General features: G+C 69.6%; 20 protein-coding genes and 2 pseudogenes. 14 read left to right on the top strand and 8 right to left on the bottom strand.

What is annotated here, in order from left to right; all coding sequences use genetic code 11:
- Positions 1-437: 437 nt before the first annotated feature.
- On the bottom strand, positions 438-836 hold the full coding sequence (locus OG609_RS36060; protein ID WP_327276666.1) for a DUF6221 family protein: 399 nt from the start codon (positions 834-836) through the stop codon (positions 438-440).
- 269 nt (positions 837-1,105) lie between these two features.
- Here OG609_RS36060 and OG609_RS36065 point away from each other — a divergent pair, with 269 nt between their 5' ends.
- The 3 genes from OG609_RS36065 (at position 1,106) to OG609_RS36075 (ending at position 5,329) form a co-directional block, all read left to right on the top strand.
- The gene (locus tag OG609_RS36065; RefSeq protein WP_327276667.1) at positions 1,106-2,350 is read left to right on the top strand and encodes a winged helix-turn-helix domain-containing protein; all 1,245 of its coding nucleotides are present in this window, start codon (positions 1,106-1,108) and stop codon (positions 2,348-2,350) included.
- A gap of 200 nt (positions 2,351-2,550) precedes the next feature.
- Positions 2,551-3,306 carry a dienelactone hydrolase family protein gene (locus tag OG609_RS36070; protein ID WP_327276668.1) on the top strand — a complete coding sequence of 252 codons (756 nt, stop codon included), beginning with the start codon at positions 2,551-2,553 and terminating at the stop codon, positions 3,304-3,306.
- Positions 3,307-3,451: 145 nt separating this feature from the next.
- Positions 3,452-5,329 carry a transketolase gene (locus tag OG609_RS36075; RefSeq protein WP_327276669.1) on the top strand — a complete coding sequence of 626 codons (1,878 nt, stop codon included), beginning with the start codon at positions 3,452-3,454 and terminating at the stop codon, positions 5,327-5,329.
- 218 nt (positions 5,330-5,547) lie between these two features.
- On the opposite strand, the pseudogene OG609_RS36080 reads toward OG609_RS36075, so the two are convergent.
- Positions 5,548-5,703, bottom strand: a pseudogene (locus OG609_RS36080) (peptidoglycan-binding protein); the annotation flags it as partial.
- A gap of 92 nt (positions 5,704-5,795) precedes the next feature.
- On the opposite strand from OG609_RS36080, the gene OG609_RS36085 reads away from it, so the two are divergent.
- Positions 5,796-6,761 carry an aldo/keto reductase gene (locus OG609_RS36085; RefSeq protein ID WP_327278297.1) on the top strand — a complete coding sequence of 322 codons (966 nt, stop codon included), beginning with the start codon at positions 5,796-5,798 and terminating at the stop codon, positions 6,759-6,761.
- A gap of 141 nt (positions 6,762-6,902) precedes the next feature.
- On the opposite strand, the gene OG609_RS36090 is transcribed toward OG609_RS36085, so the two are convergent.
- Entirely contained in the window at positions 6,903-7,793 is an 891-nt protein-coding gene (locus OG609_RS36090) for a fumarylacetoacetate hydrolase family protein (protein WP_327276670.1), read from the bottom strand.
- Between the two features lie 148 nt (positions 7,794-7,941).
- On the opposite strand from OG609_RS36090, the gene OG609_RS36095 reads away from it, so the two are divergent.
- The 4 genes from OG609_RS36095 to OG609_RS36110 all read left to right on the top strand — a co-directional run bounded on the left by OG609_RS36095 (position 7,942) and on the right by OG609_RS36110 (position 14,716).
- Positions 7,942-8,508 carry a TetR/AcrR family transcriptional regulator gene (locus tag OG609_RS36095; protein WP_327276671.1) on the top strand — a complete coding sequence of 189 codons (567 nt, stop codon included), beginning with the start codon at positions 7,942-7,944 and terminating at the stop codon, positions 8,506-8,508.
- Between the two features lie 97 nt (positions 8,509-8,605).
- The gene (locus tag OG609_RS36100; RefSeq protein ID WP_327276672.1) at positions 8,606-9,121 is read left to right on the top strand and encodes a VOC family protein; all 516 of its coding nucleotides are present in this window, start codon (positions 8,606-8,608) and stop codon (positions 9,119-9,121) included.
- Positions 9,118-10,794, top strand: coding sequence for an FAD-dependent monooxygenase (locus OG609_RS36105; RefSeq protein ID WP_327276673.1), 1,677 nt, complete (start codon positions 9,118-9,120; stop codon positions 10,792-10,794). The genes OG609_RS36100 and OG609_RS36105 overlap by 4 nt, the downstream gene beginning before the upstream one ends.
- A 364-nt stretch (positions 10,795-11,158) precedes the next feature.
- Positions 11,159-14,716: an indolepyruvate ferredoxin oxidoreductase family protein gene (locus tag OG609_RS36110; RefSeq protein WP_327276674.1), complete on the top strand. Its 3,558-nt coding sequence runs from the start codon at positions 11,159-11,161 to the stop codon at positions 14,714-14,716.
- 87 nt (positions 14,717-14,803) lie between these two features.
- Here the strand turns inward: OG609_RS36110 and OG609_RS36115 are convergent, their stop codons facing one another.
- Positions 14,804-16,531, bottom strand: coding sequence for a protein kinase domain-containing protein (locus OG609_RS36115; protein ID WP_327276675.1), 1,728 nt, complete (start codon positions 16,529-16,531; stop codon positions 14,804-14,806).
- A gap of 279 nt (positions 16,532-16,810) precedes the next feature.
- Between OG609_RS36115 and OG609_RS36120 the strand changes: the two genes are divergently transcribed.
- The 6 genes from OG609_RS36120 to OG609_RS36145 all read left to right on the top strand — a co-directional run bounded on the left by OG609_RS36120 (position 16,811) and on the right by OG609_RS36145 (position 22,914).
- Positions 16,811-17,773, top strand: a complete 963-nt coding sequence (locus tag OG609_RS36120) for an alpha/beta hydrolase (RefSeq protein ID WP_327276676.1) — start codon at positions 16,811-16,813, stop codon at positions 17,771-17,773.
- Between the two features lie 172 nt (positions 17,774-17,945).
- On the top strand, positions 17,946-18,467 hold the full coding sequence (locus OG609_RS36125) for an ATP-binding protein (protein WP_327276677.1): 522 nt from the start codon (positions 17,946-17,948) through the stop codon (positions 18,465-18,467).
- Entirely contained in the window at positions 18,464-19,135 is a 672-nt protein-coding gene (locus tag OG609_RS36130) for a response regulator transcription factor (RefSeq protein ID WP_327276678.1), read from the top strand. The genes OG609_RS36125 and OG609_RS36130 overlap by 4 nt, the downstream gene beginning before the upstream one ends.
- Before the next feature lie 537 nt (positions 19,136-19,672).
- Entirely contained in the window at positions 19,673-20,356 is a 684-nt protein-coding gene (locus tag OG609_RS36135; RefSeq protein WP_327276679.1) for an FkbM family methyltransferase, read from the top strand.
- Positions 20,357-20,372: 16 nt separating this feature from the next.
- Complete coding sequence (locus OG609_RS36140; protein ID WP_327276680.1) at positions 20,373-21,527, top strand: glycosyltransferase family 4 protein; 1,155 nt, start codon at positions 20,373-20,375, stop codon at positions 21,525-21,527.
- A gap of 580 nt (positions 21,528-22,107) precedes the next feature.
- Positions 22,108-22,914 (top strand): thioesterase II family protein, encoded by an 807-nt coding sequence (locus tag OG609_RS36145; protein ID WP_327276681.1) that lies wholly within the window; start codon positions 22,108-22,110, stop codon positions 22,912-22,914.
- A gap of 135 nt (positions 22,915-23,049) precedes the next feature.
- Here OG609_RS36145 and OG609_RS36150 read toward each other — a convergent pair.
- The 4 genes and pseudogenes from OG609_RS36150 to OG609_RS36165 form a co-directional block, all read right to left on the bottom strand.
- A pseudogene (locus OG609_RS36150) lies at positions 23,050-23,364 on the bottom strand (FtsX-like permease family protein); the annotation flags it as partial.
- A complete protein-coding gene (locus OG609_RS36155; protein WP_327276682.1) occupies positions 23,324-24,511 on the bottom strand; it encodes an amidohydrolase in 1,188 nt (395 codons plus the stop codon). The pseudogene OG609_RS36150 and the gene OG609_RS36155, both read right to left, overlap by 41 nt.
- Before the next feature lie 89 nt (positions 24,512-24,600).
- Positions 24,601-25,254 carry a GntR family transcriptional regulator gene (locus tag OG609_RS36160; protein WP_327276683.1) on the bottom strand — a complete coding sequence of 218 codons (654 nt, stop codon included), beginning with the start codon at positions 25,252-25,254 and terminating at the stop codon, positions 24,601-24,603.
- 157 nt (positions 25,255-25,411) lie between these two features.
- Positions 25,412-25,816, bottom strand: coding sequence for a DUF5997 family protein (locus OG609_RS36165; RefSeq protein WP_327276684.1), 405 nt, complete (start codon positions 25,814-25,816; stop codon positions 25,412-25,414).
- Positions 25,817-25,840: the final 24 nt, after the last annotated feature.

Raw genomic sequence — 25,840 nt, forward strand, 5'->3', positions numbered from 1 at the left:
TCTTAATAAGTTCGCACTAAAGGGGTGAAATGTATCCACGGAGGCATCATGAGCCGGCCTTGCGCCGACCTGGCCTTCGCCGCGGCCCCCTGCCCGCTCTTCGGCAGTTGCGCGAGGAGGGCCCGGTGCGCCGTGCCGTGATCGCCGGCGGTCTGAAGGCATGGCTGGTCACGCGGTACGAAGACGGTCTCGCGACCTTGGCGGACCCCCGGTTGAGCAGCGACGTCCGCGACACCTCGGATCCCCGGCCGCTGCTCCAGCTGCCCGCAATGGAACGCGAGTTGACGAGCAGCAAACTGCTCCGCTCCGACCCGCCGTCCACGCTCGTCTGCGCCGTCCGGTCCCGAATCCGTTCACAGCGCGCAGGGTGGCCTCCTGAGCCTCGGCCCCCGCTGAACAGCCCGACCGGTAGAAGCCGTCCTTGCGGCGGCCCGGCACTACTGGATGAAACGCGGCAGCCACTTGGCCCGGTAGTCGGGGTGGGCGGCATGCTCTGCGGCCATTTGCCGGACGGCGAAACCGAGTCCGACGGCGCGGCCGGACGGGAAGTCGTGGTCGGGGCGGTCGGTGTCCTTGTCGGCGACCTCCTCGTACTCATTGAGAAGAACTCTGCTTGTCTCGATGCGGCGGCGTGTATGCGCAGGGTCCTGGAAGGCGATGTGCTGGTCGAAGCCGAGATGCCGCACGCTGAACGCGATGGCGCCGGACCGGTCGTGCACTTCGCCGGGTACGTCGGCCGGGCACCGCCAGCTGTCGCCGCCTGCCGCTTGCGCAATCTGTTCTTCCTCAGCAAGACGCGCCCGAACGAAGTCGATCATGTCGGAGTTGTCCGTCATCGGCCTTTCGAATCCTTCACCGTCATGGCTCCCTACCGGAAACTGCACCTGCCGTCTGTGCCGGTTCTGTCGGTTCACCGAGGATGTCGGACGACGATACCGAGTCGAAAGTCCGCCACCCCGGGGACACCACCTGTAGTGCGCCCATCTCGATGCCGAGATGATCGAGACCGTCGTCGCCCCACGGGTACACCGACTGGCCGGACACCATAGGGTGGGCCGTCCGACGGATCGCCCACGGGCTCAGGTGACGGAGCAAGGAGCACGCGATGCCCACGTCCCAGCGGTACCTGACGCTCAGCCAGGTGGACGCACGCCGTCTGGCCCTCTCGCGGCAGCACCTGGCCGGCCCCCGACTGCCGGCGGACGCGACGAGTCTGCGCACCGTTCTCCGGGCACTGCGCTATGTGCAACTGGACCCCGTCAGCGTCGTGGCGCCCAGCCACGAGCTGGTCCTGTGGAGCCGCCTCGGACCACGGGCCGGCTCCCTCTTCTCCGGCCTGTGGTGGCAGGACCGATGGCTGTTCGAGTACTGGGCGCATGCCGCAGCCGTGGTACTCACCGAGGACTACCCGATACACCGGGTTTCGATGGACGCGTATCCACCGCCGAACCTGTCGTACACCGCTACGTGGATGGACGCCAACGACCGGCTTCGCAAGCACGTGCTGCATCGACTCGGCGAAGGCGCTCCCCTGCCCACTGATGCGTTCGAGGACTGCGCGGTGGTCGACTGGGCCTCGACCGGATGGACAGCCGGCCGCAATGTCGAGCGGATGCTGACGTTCCTCTGGCGCCAGGGCGAGATCATGGTGGCCGGCCGCGCTGCGGGGCAGCGGCTCTGGGGGCTTCCCGACGCCTGCCTGCCGGCCGACGTCGACCGGCCGGCGGTGTCGCCGACCGAGATGGTGTCCATAGCCACGGAGCACACCCTGCGCGCCCTCGGGGTCGCCCGTCCGCTGGACATCAAACAGTATTTCCTTCGCGGGAAGTACACCGGTCTGGCAGGCGTGCTCCGCACCTTGACGGAACAGGGCCGCGTCATGCCGGTGCGGGTCGACGGTGGAGGTCCCCCGTCCGAGACGTGGTACGTGCATGCCGATGCACTGGGTGAACTGGAGGCGATCCGCGCGGGCCACTGGCAGGGGCGCACTGCGTTGCTGTCGCCGTTCGACAACCTGATCAACGACCGGCGCCTCACCGAACGGCTGTGGGGCTTCGTCTTCCGCAACGAGATGTACATACCGAAGGCCAAACGGCAGTACGGCTACTACCTGTTGCCGATCCTGCACGGCGACCGCCTGGTCGGCCGGGCCGCTCCTCGTTTCGACCGGAGTCGAGGAGTCCTGCTGATCGAGGGCCTGTACCTGGAACCCGGCATCAAGCCGACGGCGGTGCTGTGCCGGGCGGTCACCGGGCAACTCGACGACCTGGCCGCCCTCATCGGCGCCACCGGCATCGAGTACGGCGACGCGGTGCCCGAGCGGTGGCGCCCCATGCTGCATCGGTCCTGAGCCGAGAACGGCTTCGAGACATCGCCACGGGCGGTCGCTCGGCGGCTGCGATGAAGCCTTCTGCGGGGTTTCCCCGTCGACCCGACCGGGCAACCGGCCGAGCGGTCACTGACCGCTTACGATCACTGACTGCAACCGCAGGCCTTCGTTCCTCTCGCCCAGAGAGTGGAGGCACACCGGAGAAGAGAAGGGAACCGCCCATGACCGCAGTGCGCGGAACATCCGTGGACATCCCCACACAGGACGGCACCGCCGACGCCTATCTGACCCATCCCGACGACGGAAGTCCCCACCCCGGAGTCCTTCTCTACACGGACGCCTTCGGACTCCGTCCTCACCTGAAGAAGATGGCCGATCGTCTCGCCGAAGCCGGCTACACCGTCCTGGCCCCCAACGTCTTCTACCGCCATGGGCGAGCGCCGGTGGTCGAGCTGCCCGCCTTCATCGACCCGGCCCGACGCCCGGAGATCTTCGAGCGTCTCGGTCCGATCATGCAGTCACTGACACCCGATCTGGCGATGCGCGACGCCGACGCCTACCTGACCTGGCTGACAGACTGCCCCCTGGCCACTGACGGGCCGGTCGGTATCACGGGTTACTGCATGGGCGCCGGCCTTGCCCTGCGGACCGCCGGTACCTACCCGGAGCGGGTCGCGGCCGTGGCCGGCTTCCACGGCGGGCGCCTGGCCACCGACGCTGCCGACAGCCCGCACCTTGTCGCCGACCGGATCACCGCGGAGCTGTACTTCGGACACGCCGACCAGGACGCCTCGCTGCCCCCCGAGCAGATCAACCGCCTCGACGAGGCCCTCACCGCAGCGGGCGTGCGCCACCGCAGCGAGGTCTACACCGGTGCACACCACGGTTTCACCCAGGCGGACACCGCCGCCTACGACAGCACAGCGGACGAACGCCACTGGAAAGCACTGACGGCGCTCCTGGACCGCACCCTCTGACCGGCACGCGTTCAGATCGCGGCCACCGCACCACGGACATACGGTCGGCAAGGGCACAGGCGCCCCACGCAGCCTCTGCGCGCGGCCCGCGAGCCGGCAGCCGTCGACGACCGGATCAGAACGCAGGACACGAGAGGAAGCCGCGATGTCGGTCGAGAACACCCCCACTGTCTCCCTCGGGCCCGACAGCGGCCTGGATCAGGTCTTCGAGCTGGCTCAGCAGCTGCGCGTGGACTCCGTTCGCGCCAGCACCGCCGTCGGCTCCGGCCACCCCACCTCCAGCCTGTCCGCCGCGGATCTGATGGCCGTCCTCATGACACGCCAACTGCGCTACGACTGGCAGAACCCGAAGAACCCGGCCAACGACCACCTGATCTTCTCCAAGGGGCACGCCTCCCCCCTGCTGTACGCGATGTTCCTCGCCGCCGGTGCGATCGACGAAGAGGAACTGATGACCACCTACCGCCGCAACGGCGCCCGACTGCAGGGCCACCCCACTCCGGTCCTGCCGTGGGTGGATGCGGCCACCGGCTCCCTGGGCCAGGGCATCGCCTACGGTGTCGGCATCGCGCTCGCCGGACGGGACCTGGAACACCGGCCGTACCGTGTTTGGGTGCTGTGCGGCGACAGCGAAATGGCCGAGGGGTCGGTGTGGGAAGCCCTGGACAAGGCGGGCCGCCACCGGTTGGCCAACTTCATCGCGATCATCGACGTCAACCGCCTCGGCCAGAGAGGCCCCACGGAGCTGGGCTGGGACACCGGCGCCTACGCCCGCCGTGCCGAGGCCTTCGGCTGCCGCGCCCTGGTCGTCGACGGCCATGACCTCGTGGCCGTCGAACAAGCCCTGGCCGCCGCGGACGACGGGCAGGCCCCCACCGTCATCGTCGCCAAGACCGTCAAGGGTCAGGGCGTCTTCGAGGTCGCGGACGCCGAGGGCTGGCACGGCAAGGCGCTGCCCGACGATCTCGCCGCACGCGCCATCACCGAACTGGGCGGCGTCCGCCACCTCACCGTCCGCGGCCCCCAGCCGCCCGCCGTCACCCCCGGTGCGACGGCCGCTCCCGTGGAGGTGACGCTGCCGCACTTCGAGGTCGGCGAAACCGTCGCCACCCGCGTCGCCTTCGGCAAGGCGCTCGCCGCGATCGGCGCCCGGCCCGACATCGTGGCCCTGGACGCCGAGGTGGGCAACTCCACCCACGCGGAGGATTTCGGCAAGGCACACCCCGAGCGGTACTTCCAGATGTACATCGCCGAACAGCAGATGATCGCCGGAGCGGTCGGTATGGCCGCACGCGGCTACCGCCCCTACGCCACCACCTTCGCCGCCTTCCTCACCCGAGCCCATGACTTCATCCGTATGGCGGCCGTCTCCCAGATCTCCATGAGCCTGTGCGGGACCCACTGCGGTGTCGAGATCGGCGCGGACGGCCCCTCCCAGATGGGCTTGGAAGACATCGCCATGATGCGCGCCGTCCATGGCTCCACCGTGCTCTACCCCAGCGACGCCACATCCGCTGCCGCTCTGACCGTCGCAATGGCCTACCTGGACGGCATCTCCTACCTGCGCGCCACCCGGGGCGCCTACCCCGTCCTCTACGCCCCCGACGAGACCTTCCCCGTTGGCGGGTCCAAGACCCTGCGCGCGAGCGACGGCGACAAGGTCACTCTCATCGGCGCCGGCGTCACCCTCCACGAATGCCTCGCCGCCGCTGACCAGCTCGCCGCCGAGAACATCCCCGTGCGGGTTGTCGACCTGTACTCCGTCAAGCCGCTGGACCTCGACACGCTCGCCCGCGCCGCCCAGGAGACCGGCGCACTGGTCGTCGTCGAGGATCACCACCCCGAAGGCGGTATGGGCGAGGCCGTACTGTCCGCACTCGCCGCACGGCGACTGGCCCCCGCAGTCGTCCACCTCGCCGTGCGCAACCTGCCGGGCTCCGGAACCCCCTCCGAACTCCTCGACATCGCAGGCATCTCACGCACCCACATCGTCCGAACAGCCCAAGACCTCGCCGCCCGCTGAGAGCTGCCGCCGTGGGCGGCGATGAGAGTGGGGAACGCAGGGCCCTGCTCCTGCGCCAGTGGGTCGTCGCGGCAGGCATGGGGTCTGCCGCCGCCTTTGCCGCCGACGTCGGTCTGCGGGACGAGGACGCCGACCGTGCCGTCGGACAGCGCCGCGCCCCGGCCGCCGCGGTCAGGCAGCCGGTCTGCCCGCACTTCGGCGGGCAGACCCCGCGCGCCCTACCGCGACGCCGGCACCTTCAGTCTGTCCCAACTGGCCTTGCCCGGCACGCCGTCCGCGTCCTTGCCCCGGTACCCCAGCTTGTGCTGCCACGCCGCGTAGGACTTGCGGTCCGCGTCGGTCCACTCGGGGCCGGGGCGTCGCGGAAACCTGCCTGACTCCGCAGCCCCGGTCGCCTATCGTCGACGTGATTCCTGGCGGAGGCCTCGGACCGTCCAGGGCGAGGACCATGACGTGGAGGATGATTGTGCGCTACCGCGAGCTGGGACGTAGTGGAGTGTCCGTGTCCGAGATCGGTTACGGCGCCTGGGGCATCGGTGAGTCCGCCTGGGTGGGTGCCACGGAGGACGAATCCGTACGCGCCCTGCACCGGGCCATCGACCTCGGGGTGAACTTCGTCGACACCGCCCGCGGCTACGGTGAGAGCGAGCGGATCGTCGGCCGGGTCGTCCGCGAGCGGGCCGGGGACGAGGTGCTCGTCGCCACCAAGGTGCCGCCGAGGAACGGAATGTGGCCGGCGCCCGACGGTCTGGATCCGACCGAGACGTTTCCGGGCGAGCACATCCGCGCAAGTCTGGAGACCAGTCTGCGCATCAGCGGCCTGGACCACTTCGACGTAGTGCAGTTCCATGTCTGGAGCGACGACTGGGTCGGCCGTGGCGACTGGCTGGAGACGATCGCCGAACTGAAGCAGGAGGGGAAGATCCGCCTGTTCGGCGTCTCTATCAACGACCACCAGCCCGACAACGCACTCGCACTCGTACGCAGCGGTGCCGTGGACAGCGTGCAGGTCATCTACAACCTCTTCGACCAGGCGCCCGCCGACGCGCTGCTGCCGGCCTGCGAGGAGCACGGTGTCGGTGTCATCGTGCGGGTGGCGCTGGACGAGGGTGGCCTCACCGGCCGGATCACCGCCGGTACGACGTTCCCCGAGGGCGACTGGCGCAACCGTTACTTCCGCGACGACCGCCCGGCACAGGTCGAACAGCGGGTGGCCGCGATCGTCGCCGACCTCGGCATCGCACCCGATGAGATCGCTGAGAACGCGTTGCGGTTCGTACTGAGTTCGACGGCGGTTTCCACCGTCATCCCCGGCATGCGCACCGTACGCAATGTCGAGCGCAACACGGCCTTGAGCGACGGGCGTGCGCTCAGCGCCGACCAGCTCTCCGTGCTGGCCAAGCACCGGTGGCAGCGCAACTTCTACTCCTGATCCACCGGCGTCATTTCCGGGGCCGGGCGGTACGCGGTTCACCCCCGCCGACCGCCCGGCTCGGTGCGGCCCGTACTGAGCGGTATCAGCCAGGTGATGCCGCCGTCGGGGCGGAGTGGCTCGTACGGTGCGTTCTGCCGGTCATGCGCCCGCGCTCCCGTTCTCGGGGGCGGCCGTGACGCGGTTGCGGAGCGTGCCGATGTTTTCGACCTCGACCTCGACGACATCGCCGGGGCGCAGGTGGCGACCGGAGAAAACGCCGGCGCCGCGCGGTGTTCCGGTGAGGATCACGTCTCCGGGTTCGAGAGTCTGGTAGCGGGAGAGGTAGGAGACCAGCCCGGCCACGCCGTGGATGAAGCTGCTGGTGCGGTCGTCCTGGCGTACGTCACCGTTGACCAGGGTGCGCAGCCTCAGGTCGAGTGGCTCGGTGAACTCGTCCGGGGTGACCAGGCAGGGGCCGAGCGGCTTGAAGGTGTCGAAGCTCTTGGCCACGCCGATGGACGCGGTCGGATCGCCCGACATGGCGCGCTGCTGGATATCGCGCGCGGAGACGTCGTTGGCGATGGTCAGGCCGGCGAGGTGGCTCTCCGCGTCGTCGGCGCAGACGGCGCTCGCGGGCCTGCCGATCACGGCGGCCACCTCGCCCTCGTAGTCGACCTGGCCGGCCGCGACGGCCGGCAGGCGGATGTCCCCGCCCGGTGCGGTGACCGCGGATCCGGCGACCACCTGGAAGTTCGGCTCCGTCGGCAGGGTGATGCCGGGCCGTCCCATCGCGGCGAACATCTCCAGGGCCTCCTCCGCGTGGCTGCGGTAGTTGAGGCCGACGATCAGGATCTTCCCGGGCCGGGCAATGGGGGCGTGCACCCGGACCTCGTCGAGAGCGATCCGCCGGACGACCGCCGCCGCGCGTGCGGCGTCGATACCCGGTCCGTGCAGGAGGGCGCCCAGGTCGGCGAAGGGGAGATCGAGTACGGAGAGCTCGCCGGGGCTTTCCTCCCTGGCGATGCCCAGGGCTGTGCTGTACAGGCGCATCACGGACTCCCGCGTGTTGGGGACACATTCTCTTGTTTCTGAGTCAAGAGCTTTCTTGTTTCGGAGTCAAGAGTTCATCGGCTGCCGGGTTGCTGTTCTCCGGTGCCGCGGATGGGGGGTGAGGGTGTGCCGCCTAGGCTGGGTTGCTATGCCACGGAACCGTCAGCAGATCCCGAAAGCCGAGCGCGAGGCCGTCCTGGTCGACAGTGCCTGGGAGCTCTTCGCCATCAAGGGGTACAAGGGGACCAGCCTGGCCGAGGTCGGCAAGGCGGCCGGTGTCGCGGCCAATGCCGTGCGCTGGTACTTCCCGACCAAGGACGACCTGTTCGCCGCCACCCTGGACCGCCTCTTCCTGTGTGAGCGGGACCGCGTCGAGGCGGACCCCGCGATCGGAGGTGATCCGCGGCGGCAGCTGGTGACGTTCCTTGCCGACCTGGAGTCGTATCGCGGGCTGCACCGGGAGGCGTACGACCGCATGGACGAGTCGCCGGCCCTCGCCGACGTCTACTCCCGCATGCGGGAGTGGCTGGAGGGCCGTCTTCTGGCGGCCGTCGCCGGACGGCTGTCCGAGGGGGCCGATGTCGCACCCGTGGCGGACATGGCTCATGTGCTGTTCGAGGGGCTGCTGGTCAGTGCCCGGGAGCTGGACCGGTCGACCGAAGGGTTCATCGACCTCCTCATGGAGGCGCTGGTGGCCGTCGCGGCGGCACGCTGAGCGCGATCTCTTGACTGCCATACAAGAGCCTGTCTAGGGTTCTCTTGTATGGCAGCCAAGAGGGCTGTCGTGCCCTCGATGAGGAGGTCGCTGTCTCATGGCTTCTCCAGACAAACTTGCCCACATCGTCCTGCGCACCGGCCGTCTGCCGGTCATGACCGAGTGGTACATGCGCGTTCTCGAAGCTCGCGTCACCTTCGCCAATGACGCCCTCGCCTTCCTGACCTACGACGACGAACACCACCGTGTCGCGCTGGTCGCCACCGGAGCGTCCGAGCGTCCGACGGACGCGCACACCGGTCTGCACCACGCGGCATTCACCTACGCCACGATCGGCGATCTGCTCGGCACATACCAGCGGCTGAAGGGGGACGGCATCCTCCCCTTCTGGTGCATCAACCACGGTCCGACCACCTCGATGTACTTCGAGGATCCCGACGGCAATCACATCGAGCTCCAGATCGACAACTTCGCTACCGAGGAAGCCCTCGACGAGTGGTTCCGGTCCGGAGCCTTCGAAGCCAATCCGATCGGCGTCGAGTTCGACCCCGACGACCTGGTGCGCCGTTTCGATTCGGGTGAGTCCTTCGCCGAACTGGTCAGGCGCTCATGACCGCCATCGACACCCCGGTCGTCATCATCGGAGCCGGCCCCGTGGGGCTGGCCACCGCGCTGGTCCTGGGCCGGCACGGCGTCCGCAGCACGGTCTTCGAACAGTACGACGGGGTCAATCCGCACCCCCGGGCCCATGTCGTCAACACCCGGTCCATGGAACTGTTCCGCACCTGGGGCATCGCGGATGCCGTCCACGCGGACGCGGTCGACCCGGCGTGGGCCGGCACGATCCTGTGGAAACACACCCTCGCCGGGGAAGCCCTGGGCCGGATCGACCTCGTCGAAGGGCCGGAGGATCAACTCCTGCGCAGGGTCCACGCCTCCGCCGCGCAGCTCACCTCCTGCGCCCAGGACCGTGTGCAGCAGCACCTCCTCGACGCCGTCCTCGCCCAGGGCATGGCCACCGTCCACTACAGCACCACCGTTGTGGAGGTGACGGACCATGGCGATTCGGTCGACGTCACCGTGGAAGGCGTGGGCAAGCGCCAGATCCTGCGCACCTGCTACGTCGTGGCGGCGGACGGGGCGACCGGCGGCATGCGCGACAAGCTCGGCATCGCGATGGACGGCTCTCCGGTCCTTGGCCACCAGCTGAACATCTACTTCCACGCCGACCTGTCCCCCTGGACGGGGCAAGATCCCGCCCTGCTGATCTGGCTGATCAACAGCGCATCCCCGGGACTCCTCATCGGGATGGACGGCGTTCGCCGGTGGACCTTCCAGCGGAGCTTCGACCCGGCTGTCGAATCGCCGCGGGACTACCCGCCCGAACGGTGCGCCCAGATCATCCGGGACGCCGTCGGAACCACCGAACTCGACGTGGACATCCGCTCCGTGGGGCCATGGACCATGACGGCCCGGACCGCGGAGACCTACCGCAGCGGCCGTGTCCTCCTCGTCGGCGACGCGGCGCACCAGTTCCCGCCGACAGGCGGCCTGGGCATGAACAGCGGTCTCGCCGACGCGGACAACCTCGGCTGGAAGCTCGCCGCCGTGCTGGCGGGCTGCGCTTCCGAGGCCCTGCTCGACAGTTACGAGCGTGAACGTCGCCCGGTCGCCGTCGACAACGCTCGCCACAGCGTGCTCAACGCCATCAAAATGGCCGAGGTCGGCATAGGGCCCGAGACGGCCAGGATCGCCGCACGCCTCGAAAGCCCGGACCCGTCAGTTGCCGCGGCGGAACGCCGGCGGATCGCGGAAGCCGTCCCTCTGCAGCGCCCGCACTTCGACGCGCTCAACCAGGAGATCGGATACATCTACGGGGCGAGCCGGCACGCCGGCGGCGTCGGCGGAGCCCCGCTCTCGGCCACCGACTACACACCGACTGCCGTCCCCGGAGCGAGACTTCCGCACGCCTGGGTCGAACGTGACGGGGAACGGGTGTCGACGCACGACCTCCTCATGCCAGGCTTCACCCTCATCACAGGGCCCGCGGGAGCCACCTGGGCCGATGCCTTCGCGGAGACCGGGGAAGGCGTGGCGAAACAGACTGTCGTGATCGGCCGGGATGTCACCAGCCCGGACGGCTACTGTCCGGAGCTGCTCAGGATCGGTGAGGACGGAGCCCTCCTCGTCCGACCGGACGGCCACATCGCGTGGCACAGCGCCGAGGGATCATCCCCTGCGTCCGCGCTCGCCGCCCTGCTCGACGCGGTCGGGCAGTCAGCCTAGGGCCGGTTCGGCCCGATCCGAACGACAGGCCCTGTTCCGGCGCGGACCGCGAGCGGAGCGCCGGGCCGCGAGCCCGGCGCTCCCGGCCCTCGCCCGGAGTCTTTTCACCGCGGCCTTCCAGCCTGGAAGGCCGAGTTCGGTCGCCCCGGTCGCGCCACGCCTGCCCCACGAATGCCGCAGCTCCGGCCGACGCCGACTGGTATCGACCTGCGCCGACCGGTGCCGGCCGACGCCCACCGCCCCGACCCGCGCACCGCGGCTGCGCCCCGCCGACACGGCCGTCCCGGTCCCCGCTCCTGTCGTACGGGACCGACTCCTCGCCCGCCCCGACGACCACACATGCCCCACCCGGAGGAACACAGTGGTGACCCCTCAGAAAGCAACCGGCCCCCGTCCCACGCTTCAGGACCGATACGTGCGCGAGGAGGGCACCCTCCACCTCACCGGCATCCAGGCACTCGCCCGCCTGCCGCTCGACATCCGTCGCGCCGACCGTCGCGAGGGCCGCAGCACCGCGGGATTCATCTCCGGATACGAGGGTTCGCCGCTCGCCGGATACGACATGGAGCTCGCCCGCTGCCGCTCCCTCCTCGACGAGTACGACATCGTCTTCCGGCCCGGCGTCAACGAGGAACTCGCGGCGACGGCCGTCCAGGGCACCCAACTCGCCGCGGCGCAGCCGGACAAGCGCGTCGACGGCATCGCTGCGATCTGGTATGGCAAGTCCCCGGGCCTCGACCGCGCCTCGGACGCCATCCGGCACAACAACCTGATGGGCACCCACCCCGACGGCGGTGCGCTCGCCCTGGTCGGCGACGACCCCGCCGCCAAGTCGTCGACCGTGCCCGGCGCCTCCGAACTGCTCCTCGCCGACTTGGGCCTGCCCACGCTCTACCCGTCCGACCCGCAGGAAGCGCTCGACTTCGGACTGCACGGTGTGGCGATGTCCCGGGCGGCCGGGCTGTGGGTGGCGCTGAAAATCGTGACGGCGGTCGCGGACGGTTCCGGCACCGTCGACGTGAGCGCCGGACGGATCGCACCGGTCGTCCCGGACCTCACGGCCGACGGAGTGCCGTACCGCCACACCGTCGGTACCCGGATGCTGCAACCGGCCCTCGGGGACCTGGAACGCAGCCGGGACGGCGCCCGCCTCGAGATTGCCCGCCGCTACGCCTTCGCCAACAACCTCAACCGGATCACCAGGATGGACCCCGGCGACCGCATAGGCATCGTCGCGGCAGGCAAGACGTTCCTCGACCTCCGCCAGGCCCTGCGCATCCTCGGACTCGATGACACCGAACTGGAGCGCCGCGGTGTGCGCCTGCTGCACCTCGGCATGATCCATCCGCTGGAACCCACGATCGTCGAACGGTTCGCGAGGGGGCTGCGTCACATTGTTGTCGTGGAGGAGAAGCGGCCACTCATCGAGACCGCCCTCAAGGACCTGCTCTACGGGCGCGGCGACCAGCCGTCCGTCTCCGGCAAGCGCGCACCCGACGGTTCGGTCCTCTTCCCCCTCGACGGAGAACTCGATCCCGACACCGTCGCCGCCCGGCTTGCGCCCCGTCTGAACGCACTGGGCGAACTCCCCACCGTGCAGAGCTGGTTGGACACCACTCGGACAGCGGCCCGGCGCAAGACGCTGCCACTCCTGCCTGTGCTGAGCCGCACCCCCTACTTCTGTTCCGGCTGCCCCCACAACCTCTCGACCAAGGCACCCGAGGGCGCCGCCGTCGGGGCGGGGATCGGCTGCCACGCCATGGTCACACTCATGGACCCTTCCCAGGCCGGGGACGTGATCGGCATGACCCAGATGGGAGGCGAGGGCGCCCAGTGGATCGGCATGCAGCCGTTCCTCGAACGCGACCACCTGATCCAGAATCTCGGCGACGGCACCTTCCACCACTCCGGAAGTCTCGCTATCCGGGCGGCGGTCTCGGCCGGGGTGAACGTCACGTACAAGCTGCTCCACAACTCGGCGGTGGCGATGACCGGCGGACAGCAGCCCGTCGGCGTCATGCCCGTGCCCGCGATCGCCCAAGGGCTGTTGGCGGAAGGCGTCGAGCGCATCATCGTCACGACCGAGGACGTCAAGCGCTACCGGAAGGTCACGCTTCCCAAGGGCGTGGTCGTCTGGCACCGCGACCGGCTGGCCGAGGCCCAGGAGGTGCTTGCCCGGACCCCCGGCGTCACCCTCCTCATTCACGACCAGGAATGCGCGACGGAACTCCGGCGCAAGCGCAAGCGTGGCCTTGTGCCCGAACCCACCGAGCGCGTGATGATCAACGAGCGGGTGTGCGAGGGCTGCGGCGACTGCGGACAGCAGTCCAACTGCCTCTCCGTGCAGCCGGTCGACACCGAGTACGGCCGCAAGACCCGGATCGATCAGTCCTCCTGCAACAAGGACTACGCCTGTCTGGCGGGGGACTGCCCCTCCTTCCTCACCGTCGTCCCCGCCAGGGGAAAGGCCGACTTCACTCCCGTCCCGATGCCGGACGGTGCGGCGCTGCCCGATCCGGACCTCGTCGTACCGGCTTCCCACACCACCCGGATCACAGGCGTCGGAGGATCCGGGGTGATCACCCTCGCGCAGATCCTCAGCACCGCGGCCTCGCTCGCGGGCCTGCACGTCCGGGCCCTCGACCAGACCGGCATGGCCCAGAAGGGCGGCGCGGTCGTCTCCGACATCAAAATCACGAAGGAGGCGACGGAACAGGCCGGCAAGGCGGCCCTGGACGAGTGCGATCTCTACCTCGGCTGTGACCTGCTCGTCGCCGCGGAACCCGGACATCTGACCGCGGCCGCTCCAGCGCGAACGATGGCGGTCGTCTCCACGGCAGAGGTCCCGACCGGACAGATGGTGATCGACCCGGAGGTGTCGTTCCCGCCTGCCGAACCTCTCAAGGAACGGATCAGGGCAGAGGCCAAGGACACGGTCTTCCTCGACGCGCGCCGACTCGCGAACGACCTTTTGGGCGAGGACCAGTTCGCCAATCTCCTGCTCACCGGCGCGGCCTACCAGACCGGTGGGCTGCCGCTGCCGGCCCACGCCATCGAGGAGGCGATCACCCTCAACGGCGTGAAGGCCGAGGCCAACATCAAGGCATTCCGCCTCGGCCGCCAGGCCGTCGCCGACCCCGAAGCCTTCGCCGACCTCCTGGAGGGGCGTGTCACCCCGGCGAAGTCGGGGAGCGGCCTGTCCGCCGAGGCCCGGCACACCCTCGAACTGGTCGGGGCCGCCCCCGGGTCGGAACTCGCCCGGCTCCTGGAGGTCCGTGTACCGGATCTCATCGCGTACCAGAACGCCGCCTACGCGACGAGGTACGCACGTTTCGTCGAACAGGTCCGCCGGACGGAGTGTGAGCGCGCCCCCGGCTCGACCGCACTCACCGAGGCAGTGGCCAGGTACCTGCACAAGCTGATGGCGTACAAGGACGAGTACGAGGTGGCCCGGCTCTCCCTCGACCCCGAGGTCGAGCGGGAGGTGAAGGCCCGCTTCGGGGACGGCGCACGAATGTCCTACCGCCTCCACCCGCCCGTCCTGCGGGCACTCGGCATGAACCGCAAGATCGAACTCGGCCCCTGGTTCAAACCGGCCTTCCAAGGCCTCGCCGCGATGCGCAGGCTCCGTGGCACGCGCCTGGACCCCTTCGGAGCGGCGCGCGTGCGGCGCACAGAACGGGCCCTGGTCGTCGAGTACGAGGCCACGATCACCGAGGTCTGCCGGAATCTCGACATGGACGCCCACGGCCTGGCCGTCGAGATCGCCTCACTGCCCGACATCGTGCGTGGCTACGAGGAGATCAAGATGGCATCCGTGACTCGGTACAGGACCCGGTCCGCGGAACTCGTAGGCCGGCTGTGCTCGAGTCGCGAACGTACTGGTGCCGACACAGCGGCGTCCTGGCGGACGAGTGGGTGACTGGAGGGCCGGTGGCTGTGCCGGTCGCGGACCCGGTCCCGTTCTGCGGGGGTGGGGAGGAACACGTCGGCACCCGTGGACGGTGTCCTAGGCATGGAAGCCGTTGCACACGACGGATGTGTACTTCGTGGGCCCGCCTTCGACGTGGTACAGCACCACTGTCCAGTCGCCCCTGTCGTCGCCGACCGGGATCGCCTCGACGGTCCGATTGCCGAAGTGGGCCCGGAAGTCTTCGGGGTACTTGAGTTTGATGGTTTCGCCCGAGGACCACTGCGAGTAGATGTCGACGGGCTTGCTGGTGAAGCCGATGCCCTTGCCGACGGACCGAAGGGGCCGGCCGGTGGCGCGGTCGGTCTCGTGCGGGGGCCGCACCCCCACAGAGATGTAGTACGGCGCGGGCCGCTTTCCCTGGCCGGCAGTCTTGGGACGCAGCTCCACCGAGGCGGTGTCCGAGCCGGTGGTGTGCGAGACGGAGGACAGCAGATCCATCGGCGGTGAGGACCCGGCGAAACTGGCCAGGTCGCAGGAGCCCATGCGCTGGGCGGCCTGCTTCGGGTCGTCCGACAGGGTCCAGCGATCCTGCGAGACACGGTCGTTCACGATGTGGTCCGGTGGCCGGCCCGCCGGACTTTTGGTGGCCGACCGGGACGCGGAGACGTCGGTCGTGGGTGCGGCTTTGGGGGTTTGGCTGTCCTGTCCGGGGAGCAGCCAGACCGTCGCCGGTACGACGAGCGCCACCGCACCTGCGGCGAGCCAGCCCCTGCGACGTGTGGTGCGGGCGGGATGCCGCCGTTGATGATCCGGCGCGTCGTACGGCGTGGTGTCGGGTGTCCCCGGCGGTACGGTCTCGGCCGCTCGCTCAGGCACCTGATCCTCCGGCTCGCGATCCACCGGCCGCGTCAGGGTCCCGGTCTCCGGTTCCGCCTCCGAAAGTGGCGTGCTCAAATGCGCGGGCACGGGCGTGGGTTCGGCGTCGCGGGCCACCGAGCGGTAGTGGGCGTCCGTAGCCAGTGCCGAGTCCACAGCGCAGTCGGCGATCACGGCGGCCAGCTCGGGCCGCTGCGCCGGGTCCTTGGCGACACACTGCCGGATCAGCGCGGCCAGCGCGGGCTGCACCCCCGCCAGGTCGATGTCCTCGTGCACGGTCCGGTAGCTCACCGCAGCCGCGTCGCCCGTGCCGTAAGGGGGCCGGCCGGTCGCCGTGTAGGCGATCGTCGCCCCCAGCGCGAAGACGTCCGCCGCCGGGCCGACCTCGTTGCGCAGGACGACCTCGGGCGCCGCGTACCCGGGCGTTCCCGGTGCCATTCCGTCCCGGGTGAGGATCGTCTGCTCAAGTCCCCGGGCAATGCCGAAGTCGATCAGTTGCGGTCCCTGCGGCGCGAGGATGACGTTCTGCGGCTTCAGGTCCCGGTGCGTGACCTCGTGGACATGGACCGCGGCCAGCCCCTCGGCGAGCGCGGCGAAAAGTCGCATGGCACTGTCCGGCGGGAACGGGCCGCTCGTGCCCACGGCGCCGCGCAGCGTGGGCCCCGGCACGTACTCGGTGGCCAGCCAGTACGGGGACGAGTCGAGCGACGCCTCGATCAACTGGGCGGTGTAGGCACTGCGTACGGCCTCCACGGTTGCGGCCTCCCGCCGGAACCGGGCCAGTGCCTCGGGGTGATCGCTGATCTCGTCGCGGATCACCTTCACGGCCACCAGTCGTCCGCCGGGCGACCGGCCGAGATACACCTGCCCCATGCCGCCCGCGCCGAGCCGGGCGAGAATCCGGTACGCGCCTATGTGCGCGGGGTCCTGAGGTCGCAGCTCTTCCACCGGCACGACTGTGCCATATCCGCTCACTTCTCGGACCGGCGGACCGCAACCGGCGCACAACCGCCCTTGGTACGCGGCGAGGTGTTCGCGGGCCGGCCGCAGGCTCTGCCGGCCGAACAGATATGCGCGTCAGCGGCTGATCGGCTTCGCCTCCTACCCCCCGTACTTCAGAACTACGCGGAAGGTTCACTCCTGGGCGGGACGCGGACTACGAGGTGTGATTCATAGCTTCAGTACTGGAAGCACGCGAGACACCCGGTACGGAAGGAACCGTCTGCCATGGACTCCCGCCCACGCAGAAGCCGCCTGTGCCGCGCCCTGCTCGCCGCATTCGTCGTCGCCTCGGTGGCCGTACCGGTGTCGGGTGCGGTCAGGCCCGCCGACGTACCGGCGCCCGCTCCGACAGCCCCGGGCCCGTTGCCCGCCGCCACCCCGAGCGCTCTCGCCGAGCGGTGGGTGGCAATCCGCGCGGACATCACGGCGGCCGCGCGAATGGCCGACGGCCACGGCGACGGGAAGCGGGCCGACGCGCTGCGCATCCTGGCAGACCCTGCGCGCCACTTCATCTCCTTCGACGGCCGGAACGGCGGCCGCACCGTCGAGGTCTTCGGCGACCTCGCCCGGGCCGACCGGATCGCTGTGCTGGTCCCGGGTGCGGGCATAAGTGTCGACAACTACTGGCGGCTGAAGGGCGGCGCCCAGGCGCTGCGGAGGGAGCTGGGCGACCGGTCTGCCGTCGTCGCCTGGCTCGGGTACGAGACGCCGGCCACTGTGAGCCTGTCGGCGGCCACTTCGGGGAGGGCCGACAATGCAGCTCACGAACTGCGCGATTTCCTCGGGGAGTTGACAGGTGCCAAGCCTGCCGCCCGGACCTCTCTGGTCTGCCACTCCTACGGTTCCGTCGTCTGCGCACGCGCCGCGGCCGGAGTGGAGGTCGCAGACATCGTCCTGTACGGCAGCCCCGGTGTGGGAGTCGACGACGTGGCCGCGATGCACACCCGGGCCTCGGTCTGGGCGGGCCGGGGCGGCAACGACTGGATTGCCGACGTTCCGCACGTACGGCTGGAACTCCCCACCGTGGACGTCGGATTCGGTGCGGATCCGGTGTCCGAGGGCTTCGGCGCCCACACCTTCGACGCGGGCTCCGGCGGCCACAGCGACTACCTGAAGCCCGGTTCCGTACCCCTGACGAACATCGCCCGGATCGTGGACGGACGGACCCCGGACGCCCCTCACACGTGATCCGGTGCGGAGGACCGCAGCCGTTGCTCCGCCCGGTGTGGGACGGCAGCCGAAGAGGTGACCGGTTGTTGGCACGGAACGTTCGTTCCGGCGAGCTGCCGCGGCGTGTCCAGGGTGGTGCTCATGAAGAAGTCGGACATGGAGAGAGCGGCTCACCGGGGGCCCGCGGGCAGTGCCGCGAACCCTGCGCGAGGACCCCTGGGCGGGGGCCGCCGATGTGCGGCCCAGCACGGTGGGGCCACTCCGCTCGCAGGTGGCCGCCGCTTCGTGCGTGGTGCTCACCTTGGCGGTCCTCGCGATCGCCACGCTGGTCGGCGCCGCGTTGCGCGGCCGAAACGAGGCCCGTACGCAACTGGTCGAGCTGGAGGAACTCACCGCCGAGCTGTTGGCGTTCCGTATCATCCAGGAGGCGCTCAGCAGCGCGATGCGGCACGCGCCCGGAGCGGAGGTACGGGTGGAGATCGACCACCGTCCGTCCGCGGTCACCATCCGGGGCGCCGACACCGCGCCGCCCCGGCCCGCCCAGTTCTCGCCGGGCGTCGGCCAGGGGCTGCTCGTCATACGGAAGCGCGCTGCGATGCTGTGTGGCAGGCTGGCTTCCGGCGCCACCTCCGACGGAGGATACGAAGTGATCGCGATGCTGCCCACGCAGCTTCCCGCCGTACCTGCCGACCTTGTGGAGGACAACCCGTGACGACCACCCGCGTGCTGATCGCCGACGATCAGATGATGGTCCGTCAGGGATTCACGGTCCTGCTCAATGCCGAACCCGGTATCGAGGTCGTCGGCCAGGCCGTGGACGGCATCGACGCCGTCGCCGGGGTCGCCGAACTGACCCCCGACGTCGTACTGATGGACATAAGGATGCCCGGGGTCGGCGGCATCGAGGCGACGCGCCGCATCATGGCATCGCCCGCCGCCACCACCAAGGTCCTCGTCCTGACCACTTTCGACCTCGACGAGTATGTGTACGAGGCGCTGCGCGCCGGCGCGTCCGGGTTTCTGCTGAAGGACGCGTCGGCCAAGGAACTCGCCCATGCGGTACGGGTGGTGGCGGCCGGCGAGGCCCTGCTGGCGCCGAACATCACCAAGCGTCTCATCGTCGAGTTCTCCCGGATGTCCGACGTCCCCCGCGGCCCGGTCAAGGGCCGCAGCGGCAACCTCACGGAGCGCGAGACGGAGGTTCTGTCCCTGATCGCGCAGGGCCTGTCGAACGCGGAGATCGCCCAGCATTTGGTGGTGGCCGAACAGACCGTCAAGACGCATGTGAGCCGGATCCTGGTCAAGCTCGGCCTGCGCGACCGGACCCAGGCCGCGATCCACGCGTACGAGACGGGCCTGGTGCGCCCGGGCGGGTACTGAGGAGACACCGCCACATCGAGCACGGGGGACGGGGCGGTCCGTCTCGGACGCCGCGGCAGCCCGAGGCAGTGCGTCAGGAATGCCTCGACTGCATCGAGGAGAACTGGACCGTCATGCGGCCCAATAGCCTGATTGATGCGATGGCACAGAAGTAGCGGTGGCCCCTATGGCTTCGCACCCCGCCCTCTGCCGTGGGCGGGGTGCGAAGCCATGATCTGCGCTCTTTCATGATGGTTTCATCGGTTGTGGGCCCAACCCTGAGATGTACATCTCAGGTCTGACGTGCCGGCCAATCTGCTTCTGGAGAAGGATGGGATCACCCCGCATCTGATGATGCGATGGAACGCCGATCGAGTGTGGCGTCGCTCCGGCAGCAGGAACCGTACGCCCAAGCAGGCTGAAAGGCGTTTGATGAACGGCAGGTTGACGCGTCGGCCGGATCCCTCGGTTCTCCGGTCCGGCGGTCGCCCGCACCCGGGGCTGCGTGTGTCATCCGTCGCGCTCGCGCTTCGCTGGGCATCCTCGCGGTGGCCCTTCGTGGAAGAAGAAGTGGCCGGCCTGCGGCCGCTGGTGCGGCCGGGCGCTGTCTGCCTCGACATCGGGGCCGAGTACGGCCTCTACACCTGGAGCCTGTCCGCGCTGGCCGGACCGTCGGGGAAGGTGCACAGCGTCGAACCGCTGCACGGACCCGCGAAATGGCTGAGGGCCACGGCGGCCGCCCTCGGCTGCGACAACGTCACCGTGCACCGCATGGCTCTCGGCGCGCGGGCACACGAAGGAACGATGAGCCTGCCCCGGCGCCATCTGCTGCCCGTCCACGGACGTGCCTATCTCACCGAGGGCGCCTCGGGACCCGGACCCAACGTCGAATTCCCCGCCTCCCGCCCCGTGACCACACCGGTGCGGACGGTGGACGGTCTGTGCAACCACATGGGCCTCGATCGCGTCGACTTCATCAAGGCCGATGTCGAAGGGGCGGAGGCAGCCGTGCTGTCGGGGGCCCGGCGCACGCTGCTGCGCCACCGGCCCGCGCTCCTGCTCGAGATCGAGGACCGTCACCTCGAAAAGTACGACACGAAGTCGGGCGACCTCGTCAGCCGGCTCGGCGAACTCGGCTACGACATGTACCGCTGGCGGAACCGGGGTTGGGAGCGTATTGCCGACGTGACCGACGACTGCCGCAACTACCTCTTCTCGGCTCGCTCGACCGCATCCAGCTGAAGGATCCAACACTTTCATGGGCTCCACCCTTGTCATCACCAATGACTTCCCGCCGCGCCAGGGAGGCATAGAGACCTTCGTGCACGCCATGACCACGCGCATACCGGACGACGACGTGGTCGTGTACACCTCGCGCGAGCCGGGAGACACCGCGTACGACGCGACCCTTCCGTTCCCTGTCGTACGGGACTCCAGCGGCATGCTGCTGCCGACCGGGCGGGTCACCCGGAGGGCCGTCGAGATAGCCAGGGCCCATGACTGCGACCGGGTCTGGTTCGGGGCTGCTGCGCCGCTGGCCCTCATGGCGCCGGCCCTGCGCCGCAGTGGGATCCAGCGCATGGTGGCGACCACCCATGGCCATGAGATCTGGTGGGCCAGGACCCCGGGTCCGCGTCAGATGATGCGCCGTATCGGCGACGGCGTGGATGTCGTCACGTATCTCGGTCAGTACACGCGTGCCCGGATCGGGCCGTCCCTGGGCCCGCGTGCGCGCATGAGCCGGTTGGTGCCGGGGGTCGACGCGGAGGTGTACCGGCCCGACGCCGGTGCCGGATTCGACCTGCGTACGGAGCTCGGCCTGCACGGCAAGCGCGTGATCCTGTGTGTGGCCCGCCTGGTCCCGCGCAAGGGCCAGGACATGCTGATCCGGGCCCTGCCGCTGATCCGGCGGGAGGTGCCCGACGCGGTGCTCGTCGTGGTCGGCAGGGGGTCGGACGAGGCACGGCTGCGCAAGCTGGCGCACCGGCACGCCGAGGGCTCGGTCCGTTTCGTGGGCGGAAAGTCGCACACCGAGACTCCGCAGTACTACGCGGCGGCGGATGTCTTCGCCATGCCGTGCCGTACCAGGAAGGCCGGTCTGGAGGCGGAAGGGCTTGGGATCGTGTTCCTGGAGGCGGCGGCGAGCGGACTGCCGGTGGTCGTCGGCGACTCGGGCGGAGCCCCGGACACGGTGCTCGACGGCAGGACCGGCCGGGTCGTGGACGGCACCGACACAGCGGCGATAGCGGGCGCGCTGACCCGGATACTGCTCGACGCGGACCAGGCCGCCGCGATGGGCGCCGCCGGCCGTAAGTGGGCCCAGGAATCCTGGTCCTGGGACGCGTCGGCCCGCCATCTGACGCAGCTGCTGAACCCCGAGGGCATCCCGGCGGTCGTGCCGGGGCAGGAGTAGGGGAGCCGAGACATACGACGCGCAGGGCCCGGATTTCCCACCCCAGGTGGGAAATCCGGGCCCTGCGCCGCCTGGGCTGCTCCTCATGCGCACGGCGCGGGCCCATGCGTGTCAGTGGCGTTCGAGGTCGAGGGCGTCCTCCCCGGCCGTCGGTCCGTGGGCCGGCCACCATCCCGCCGTCACATAGGGCGTTTCGTTTGGATCACGCCGGGCTCGCGGGGTCCGGCACTGCGACTCACCGCGCTGTCGTCGGTCGGCAGGGCTCCTTCCCCCAAGCTCTCGGTTGCGCTCGAGCGGGGGAGGCCCCTTCTGCCTTGCTCCTCCGCCTTGCGATCCACAGCACCGGACCCCGATCCCTGATCCGGCCTGGTCCAAACGGAAGACCCCAGCCGATGTCGCCACGGAAGTCGGCTGCGATGTCCGAGGACGATGCGACAATCGCCCCGCGACGTCATGCGGCGCGCTGTGCGACAAGGATTGCCACGATGGGAGTGCAGTTGCTGGAATCAGTCGAGCCGTGCCGGGCACAGCAGGTCCTGACCGGCCCCGGCCCCCGTGCCGCCACGGGAAGGGGCGAGACATGACACATACCGCCGTGTTCCGTGGATCCGCCGTCTGCCCGAGCCCGGTTGCCGACCCGTCCCTGCGCCTCTTCCTCTTCCACCACGCCGGTGGCTCGCATCTGCTTTACCGGGACTGGGTACCGGAGTTCCCGCCGGACTGGGAGCTGTGTCTGCTCAACGCCCCCGGGCGTGCGCACCGGCGCGATCAGCCCGCCGTCGACCGCGTCGAAGATCTGGTCGACCACTTCCATCAGGAGTTGCTGCCGCTGTTCGACCGGCCGTTCGCCTTCTTCGGGCACAGCATGGGCGGCCTGGCCGCGTACGAACTGACCCTGAGGCTCGCCGCGCAGGGCGGGCCGATGCCGGTCTGGCTCGGGCTCTCAGCCTTCGGTCCGCCCAGGGGCGCGGAGTACCGGCGCCGCCCAGGGCGGCACGAGAGCTCCGACGCCGAACTGCGGGACTGGCTGCGGTCGATCGGCGGTACCCCTGCCGAGCTGCTCGACAACGACGAGCTGTGGCAGTTGTTCGAGCCCGTGTTCCGCAGCGATTTCAAAGTTGTCGACACGTGGGCGCGCGACCCCGCCACCGGCTCGCCGCCGCTGCCTTTCACCGTCTTCGGCGGTGACCAGGATCTTGTCGTGGAGCCCAGGAGGCTCAAGGGCTGGGCCGACCACTCCCCGTATCTCCAGGGCGTCCACCTCTACCCCGGCGGCCACTTCTATCTGCACGACCACCGTGCTGCCCTGATCCACACCATCACCGCGTCGGTGCGCGCGGCCCGCGCCGCCGCCGAACGCGTCATCACGGCGCCCGGCGCCTCGTAACTCCCCTCGCCCGTCAGCGGGCGGCGGGCTGCGGTCAGTACTCGGGCACGGAAGGCCGAGGCGAACACTGCGGGCACCCGTGCCCAGGACGGCTGCTTCGCCGGCCGAGTAAGCCGTACGCAGCCGGCCGGCCCGCCAGGCGCTAGCCCACGCGGTCGCCGCCACCAGGCAGAGCACCCCGGCGATCACCGCCAGGTCGACCCAGGGGGCGATGGTCAGGGACGAGGTGCCGTAGACCTCCTCGGTCTCGGCCAGTACGGGGACGGCGAGCAGGTGGCCGGCGAGGACACCGAGGGCCGTGCCGACGGCGGCCGGGATCAGTGCCTGGCCCACGTAGGCCCGCACGACCTGGGCCGGGGTGAAGCCGACGGCCTTGAGTTTCCGGCCGTGGCGCACTCGCCGGCCGGCATCAGACCTGAAGCTCACCGTCCCGGACAACCACGCGCCCACCCGCGACCACGAGTTGGCGCCGCGGAGAGCGGACGAGGGCGTCCTGGACGTTCTCTGCGTCCACCAGAACGATGTCCGCGCGTGCTCCCGCGACGATGTCGTGGACGCGGCGGTGGACAAAGCCGGCCGCGCGGGTGGAGGACAGCTCCACCGCGTACGCGAGCTCCTCATCGGTGCGCAGTCCGTGCAGCCGCGCGAAGCCGAGCGCGATGCGCAGCATGTCGCCGTCACCGTACGGGGACCACAGGTCGCGGATTCCGTCGGTGCCGAGACCGACCGGGATGCCGCGGTCACGCATCCCGCGCCAGGGAAGCGGCGCGGTACGGGGCGGGGCCACGGTTGCCCACGCGATGCCGGCCTCCTCGCAGCCGTCGAGCAGGTCCTGCTGTCGGCTCACCGAGAGCTCCCCGAGGGCGAAGCCGTGCGAAATCGTCACCCTGTCGCGCAAGCCCGTACGCCGGGTGCGGTCGATGATGAGCTCGAACTGGAACGCGCCGAGCTCCCCGCCGTCGTGCAGATGGATATCAAGACCGACGCCACGGCGCTGCGCGATGTCGAACAGACCGTCCAGCTGCGCCACGGGATCACGGTCGATCGAAGCCGGGTCGATACCGCCGATACTGGTCGCCCCCGCGCCGGCTGCCTGATCGAGCAGTTCCAGCACACCGGGACGGCGCATCACACCGTCCTGCGGGAATGCGACGATCTCCACCTCGATCGCGCCGTCGAGAGCGTCCACCGCCTCGCGGACGGCCTCGATCCCTCGCAGCCCGACGCCGAGGTCGACATCCACATGGCTGCGCACCGCTGTCGTGCCGTGCCGGAGAAACTCGCCCAGCACCGCGGTGGTCGAGGCCGCATTCGGGATACCGAGTCCGTCACGCATGGCGCGCTCGTGGGCGATGCGCCCCTGAGTCGTGGCCTCTCCGCCATAGGAAACCCACGGCTGGCCCCACCAGCTCTTGTCGACGTGGGCGTGCGCATTGATGAAGCCGGGAAGGGCGAGGAGGCCGCCGCCATCGTGGTGTTCACCGTCATCGCTCGCGGTCCCGGCGGGCACGACGGCGAGGATCTCGGCGCCGGACATCACGACGTCCACGGGTGCCGCACCCCAAGGGCGGACGTTCGCCAGTGTCACTCGGGTCATGAAGAAAATGGTATCCCGAATGACTTCGAGCTGTGATGCGGCTCAAGACCGGCTACGCCGATCATGGGTCGCGCCGAGGCCGCATTCCGTCAGGAACTCTGAGACCGCCTCCGACGTGCAGCGGCGGCGCTACGGCTGCTCGCCAGGGGCCTCACGACCAGTTCTTCGACTCGGTGAACGTCCCGCTCCGCGATCGCGGCGTACAGGGCCTCGTGCTCGTTCGCGACTGCCATGAGGTCGTCATGCTGCGCCAGCAGCCATCGCATCCTGCTTCGAAGCGTCCGCTCCAGCTCACTGAGCAGCTCATTGCCGGCCAACGAGGTCACAGTCTGGTGGAAGTCGGCGGCGGCCCGTCGAGCCCGCACGGCATCTCCCGTACGAGCGGCCTCCAGCTCGGCGTCGAGGTCCGAACGAAGCTTTTCGAGGCCCGGTCGCGTACGCCGCTGAGCAGCGAGCCGGAAGGTGAGCAGCTCAAGGGGCGTACGAATCTCGTTGAGATCCGCGATGTCCGTGGACGTGAACTCCCGGACGACCGCCCACGTCCGCGGCCGGGGAGCGACCAGGCCCTCGGTCACGAGCACCTTGAGCGCATCGCGGATGGGCAGTCTGCTCACCCCGAGCTCTGCGGCGAGTTCGCGTTCGACGAGCTTGCTGCCCGGCTGTCGAACACCATCAAGAATGTCGTCCCGCAGCTGCCGAGTGACGCGCTCCGACTCCGGCTCGAAAGCTTCAGACCCTGTCATACCGATCATTCTCCCAAACCCGCTTCCGAACGAGTGAAGCGATCGCGCTCCGTTCAGAGCGGGATCGATCCCACGTCCGTCGCCGGCGCAACACCGTCGAACGAGGCGCGAGCCGACGCCGGGCCGTCACGCCGGGGGGAGGGTCGAGGGACAAAGGTCAGGAACGCGGACCGTGGGACTGATCGGCGCGCGCTGCGTTCTTCTCCTTGACGCGAACCGCTTCCTTCCGGACCTCGGCCTGGGTGGCGCGTTCCTGCTGGAGCCAGTCGGGGCTGTCCTTCTTCAGCGCCTCGATCTGCTCCGTGGTGAGGGCGTCCGTGATTCCGCCACGGGCGAGACCCGAGATGGAGATGCCCAGCTTGGCCGCGACCACCGGCCGGGGGTGCGGGCCGTTGCGTCGCAGCTCCTGCAGCCACTCGGGCGGATCGGACTGCAGTGCGTTCAGCTCGGTGCGCGAGACGACACCGTCCTGGAACTCGGCGGGGGTGGCCTCGAGGTACACACCCAGCTTCTTTGCCGCGGTTGCGGGCTTCATTGTCTGGGTGGTCTTGTGCGACGTCATGGTGCCAAGGGTATCGAGCATGTG

The organism is Streptomyces sp. NBC_01224 (assembly GCF_036002945.1).
GTDB lineage: Bacteria > Actinomycetota > Actinomycetes > Streptomycetales > Streptomycetaceae > Streptomyces.

What these genes read in the sequence shown, in the direction of transcription:
- OG609_RS36165 (WP_327276684.1), bottom strand. Translation starts at nt 25,816, where the DNA reads ATGACGTCGCACAAGACCACCCAGACAATGAAGCCCGCAACCGCGGCA.
- OG609_RS36140 (WP_327276680.1), top strand. Translation starts at nt 20,373, where the DNA reads ATGGGCTCCACCCTTGTCATCACCAATGACTTCCCGCCGCGCCAGGGA.
- OG609_RS36095 (WP_327276671.1), top strand. Translation starts at nt 7,942, where the DNA reads ATGCCACGGAACCGTCAGCAGATCCCGAAAGCCGAGCGCGAGGCCGTC.
- OG609_RS36070 (WP_327276668.1), top strand. Translation starts at nt 2,551, where the DNA reads ATGACCGCAGTGCGCGGAACATCCGTGGACATCCCCACACAGGACGGC.
- OG609_RS36100 (WP_327276672.1), top strand. Translation starts at nt 8,606, where the DNA reads ATGGCTTCTCCAGACAAACTTGCCCACATCGTCCTGCGCACCGGCCGT.
- OG609_RS36060 (WP_327276666.1), bottom strand. Translation starts at nt 836, where the DNA reads ATGACGGACAACTCCGACATGATCGACTTCGTTCGGGCGCGTCTTGCT.
- OG609_RS36090 (WP_327276670.1), bottom strand. Translation starts at nt 7,793, where the DNA reads ATGCGCCTGTACAGCACAGCCCTGGGCATCGCCAGGGAGGAAAGCCCC.
- OG609_RS36160 (WP_327276683.1), bottom strand. Translation starts at nt 25,254, where the DNA reads ATGACAGGGTCTGAAGCTTTCGAGCCGGAGTCGGAGCGCGTCACTCGG.
- OG609_RS36105 (WP_327276673.1), top strand. Translation starts at nt 9,118, where the DNA reads ATGACCGCCATCGACACCCCGGTCGTCATCATCGGAGCCGGCCCCGTG.
- OG609_RS36075 (WP_327276669.1), top strand. Translation starts at nt 3,452, where the DNA reads ATGTCGGTCGAGAACACCCCCACTGTCTCCCTCGGGCCCGACAGCGGC.
- OG609_RS36065 (WP_327276667.1), top strand. Translation starts at nt 1,106, where the DNA reads ATGCCCACGTCCCAGCGGTACCTGACGCTCAGCCAGGTGGACGCACGC.
- OG609_RS36145 (WP_327276681.1), top strand. Translation starts at nt 22,108, where the DNA reads ATGACACATACCGCCGTGTTCCGTGGATCCGCCGTCTGCCCGAGCCCG.
- OG609_RS36155 (WP_327276682.1), bottom strand. Translation starts at nt 24,511, where the DNA reads ATGACCCGAGTGACACTGGCGAACGTCCGCCCTTGGGGTGCGGCACCC.
- OG609_RS36120 (WP_327276676.1), top strand. Translation starts at nt 16,811, where the DNA reads ATGGACTCCCGCCCACGCAGAAGCCGCCTGTGCCGCGCCCTGCTCGCC.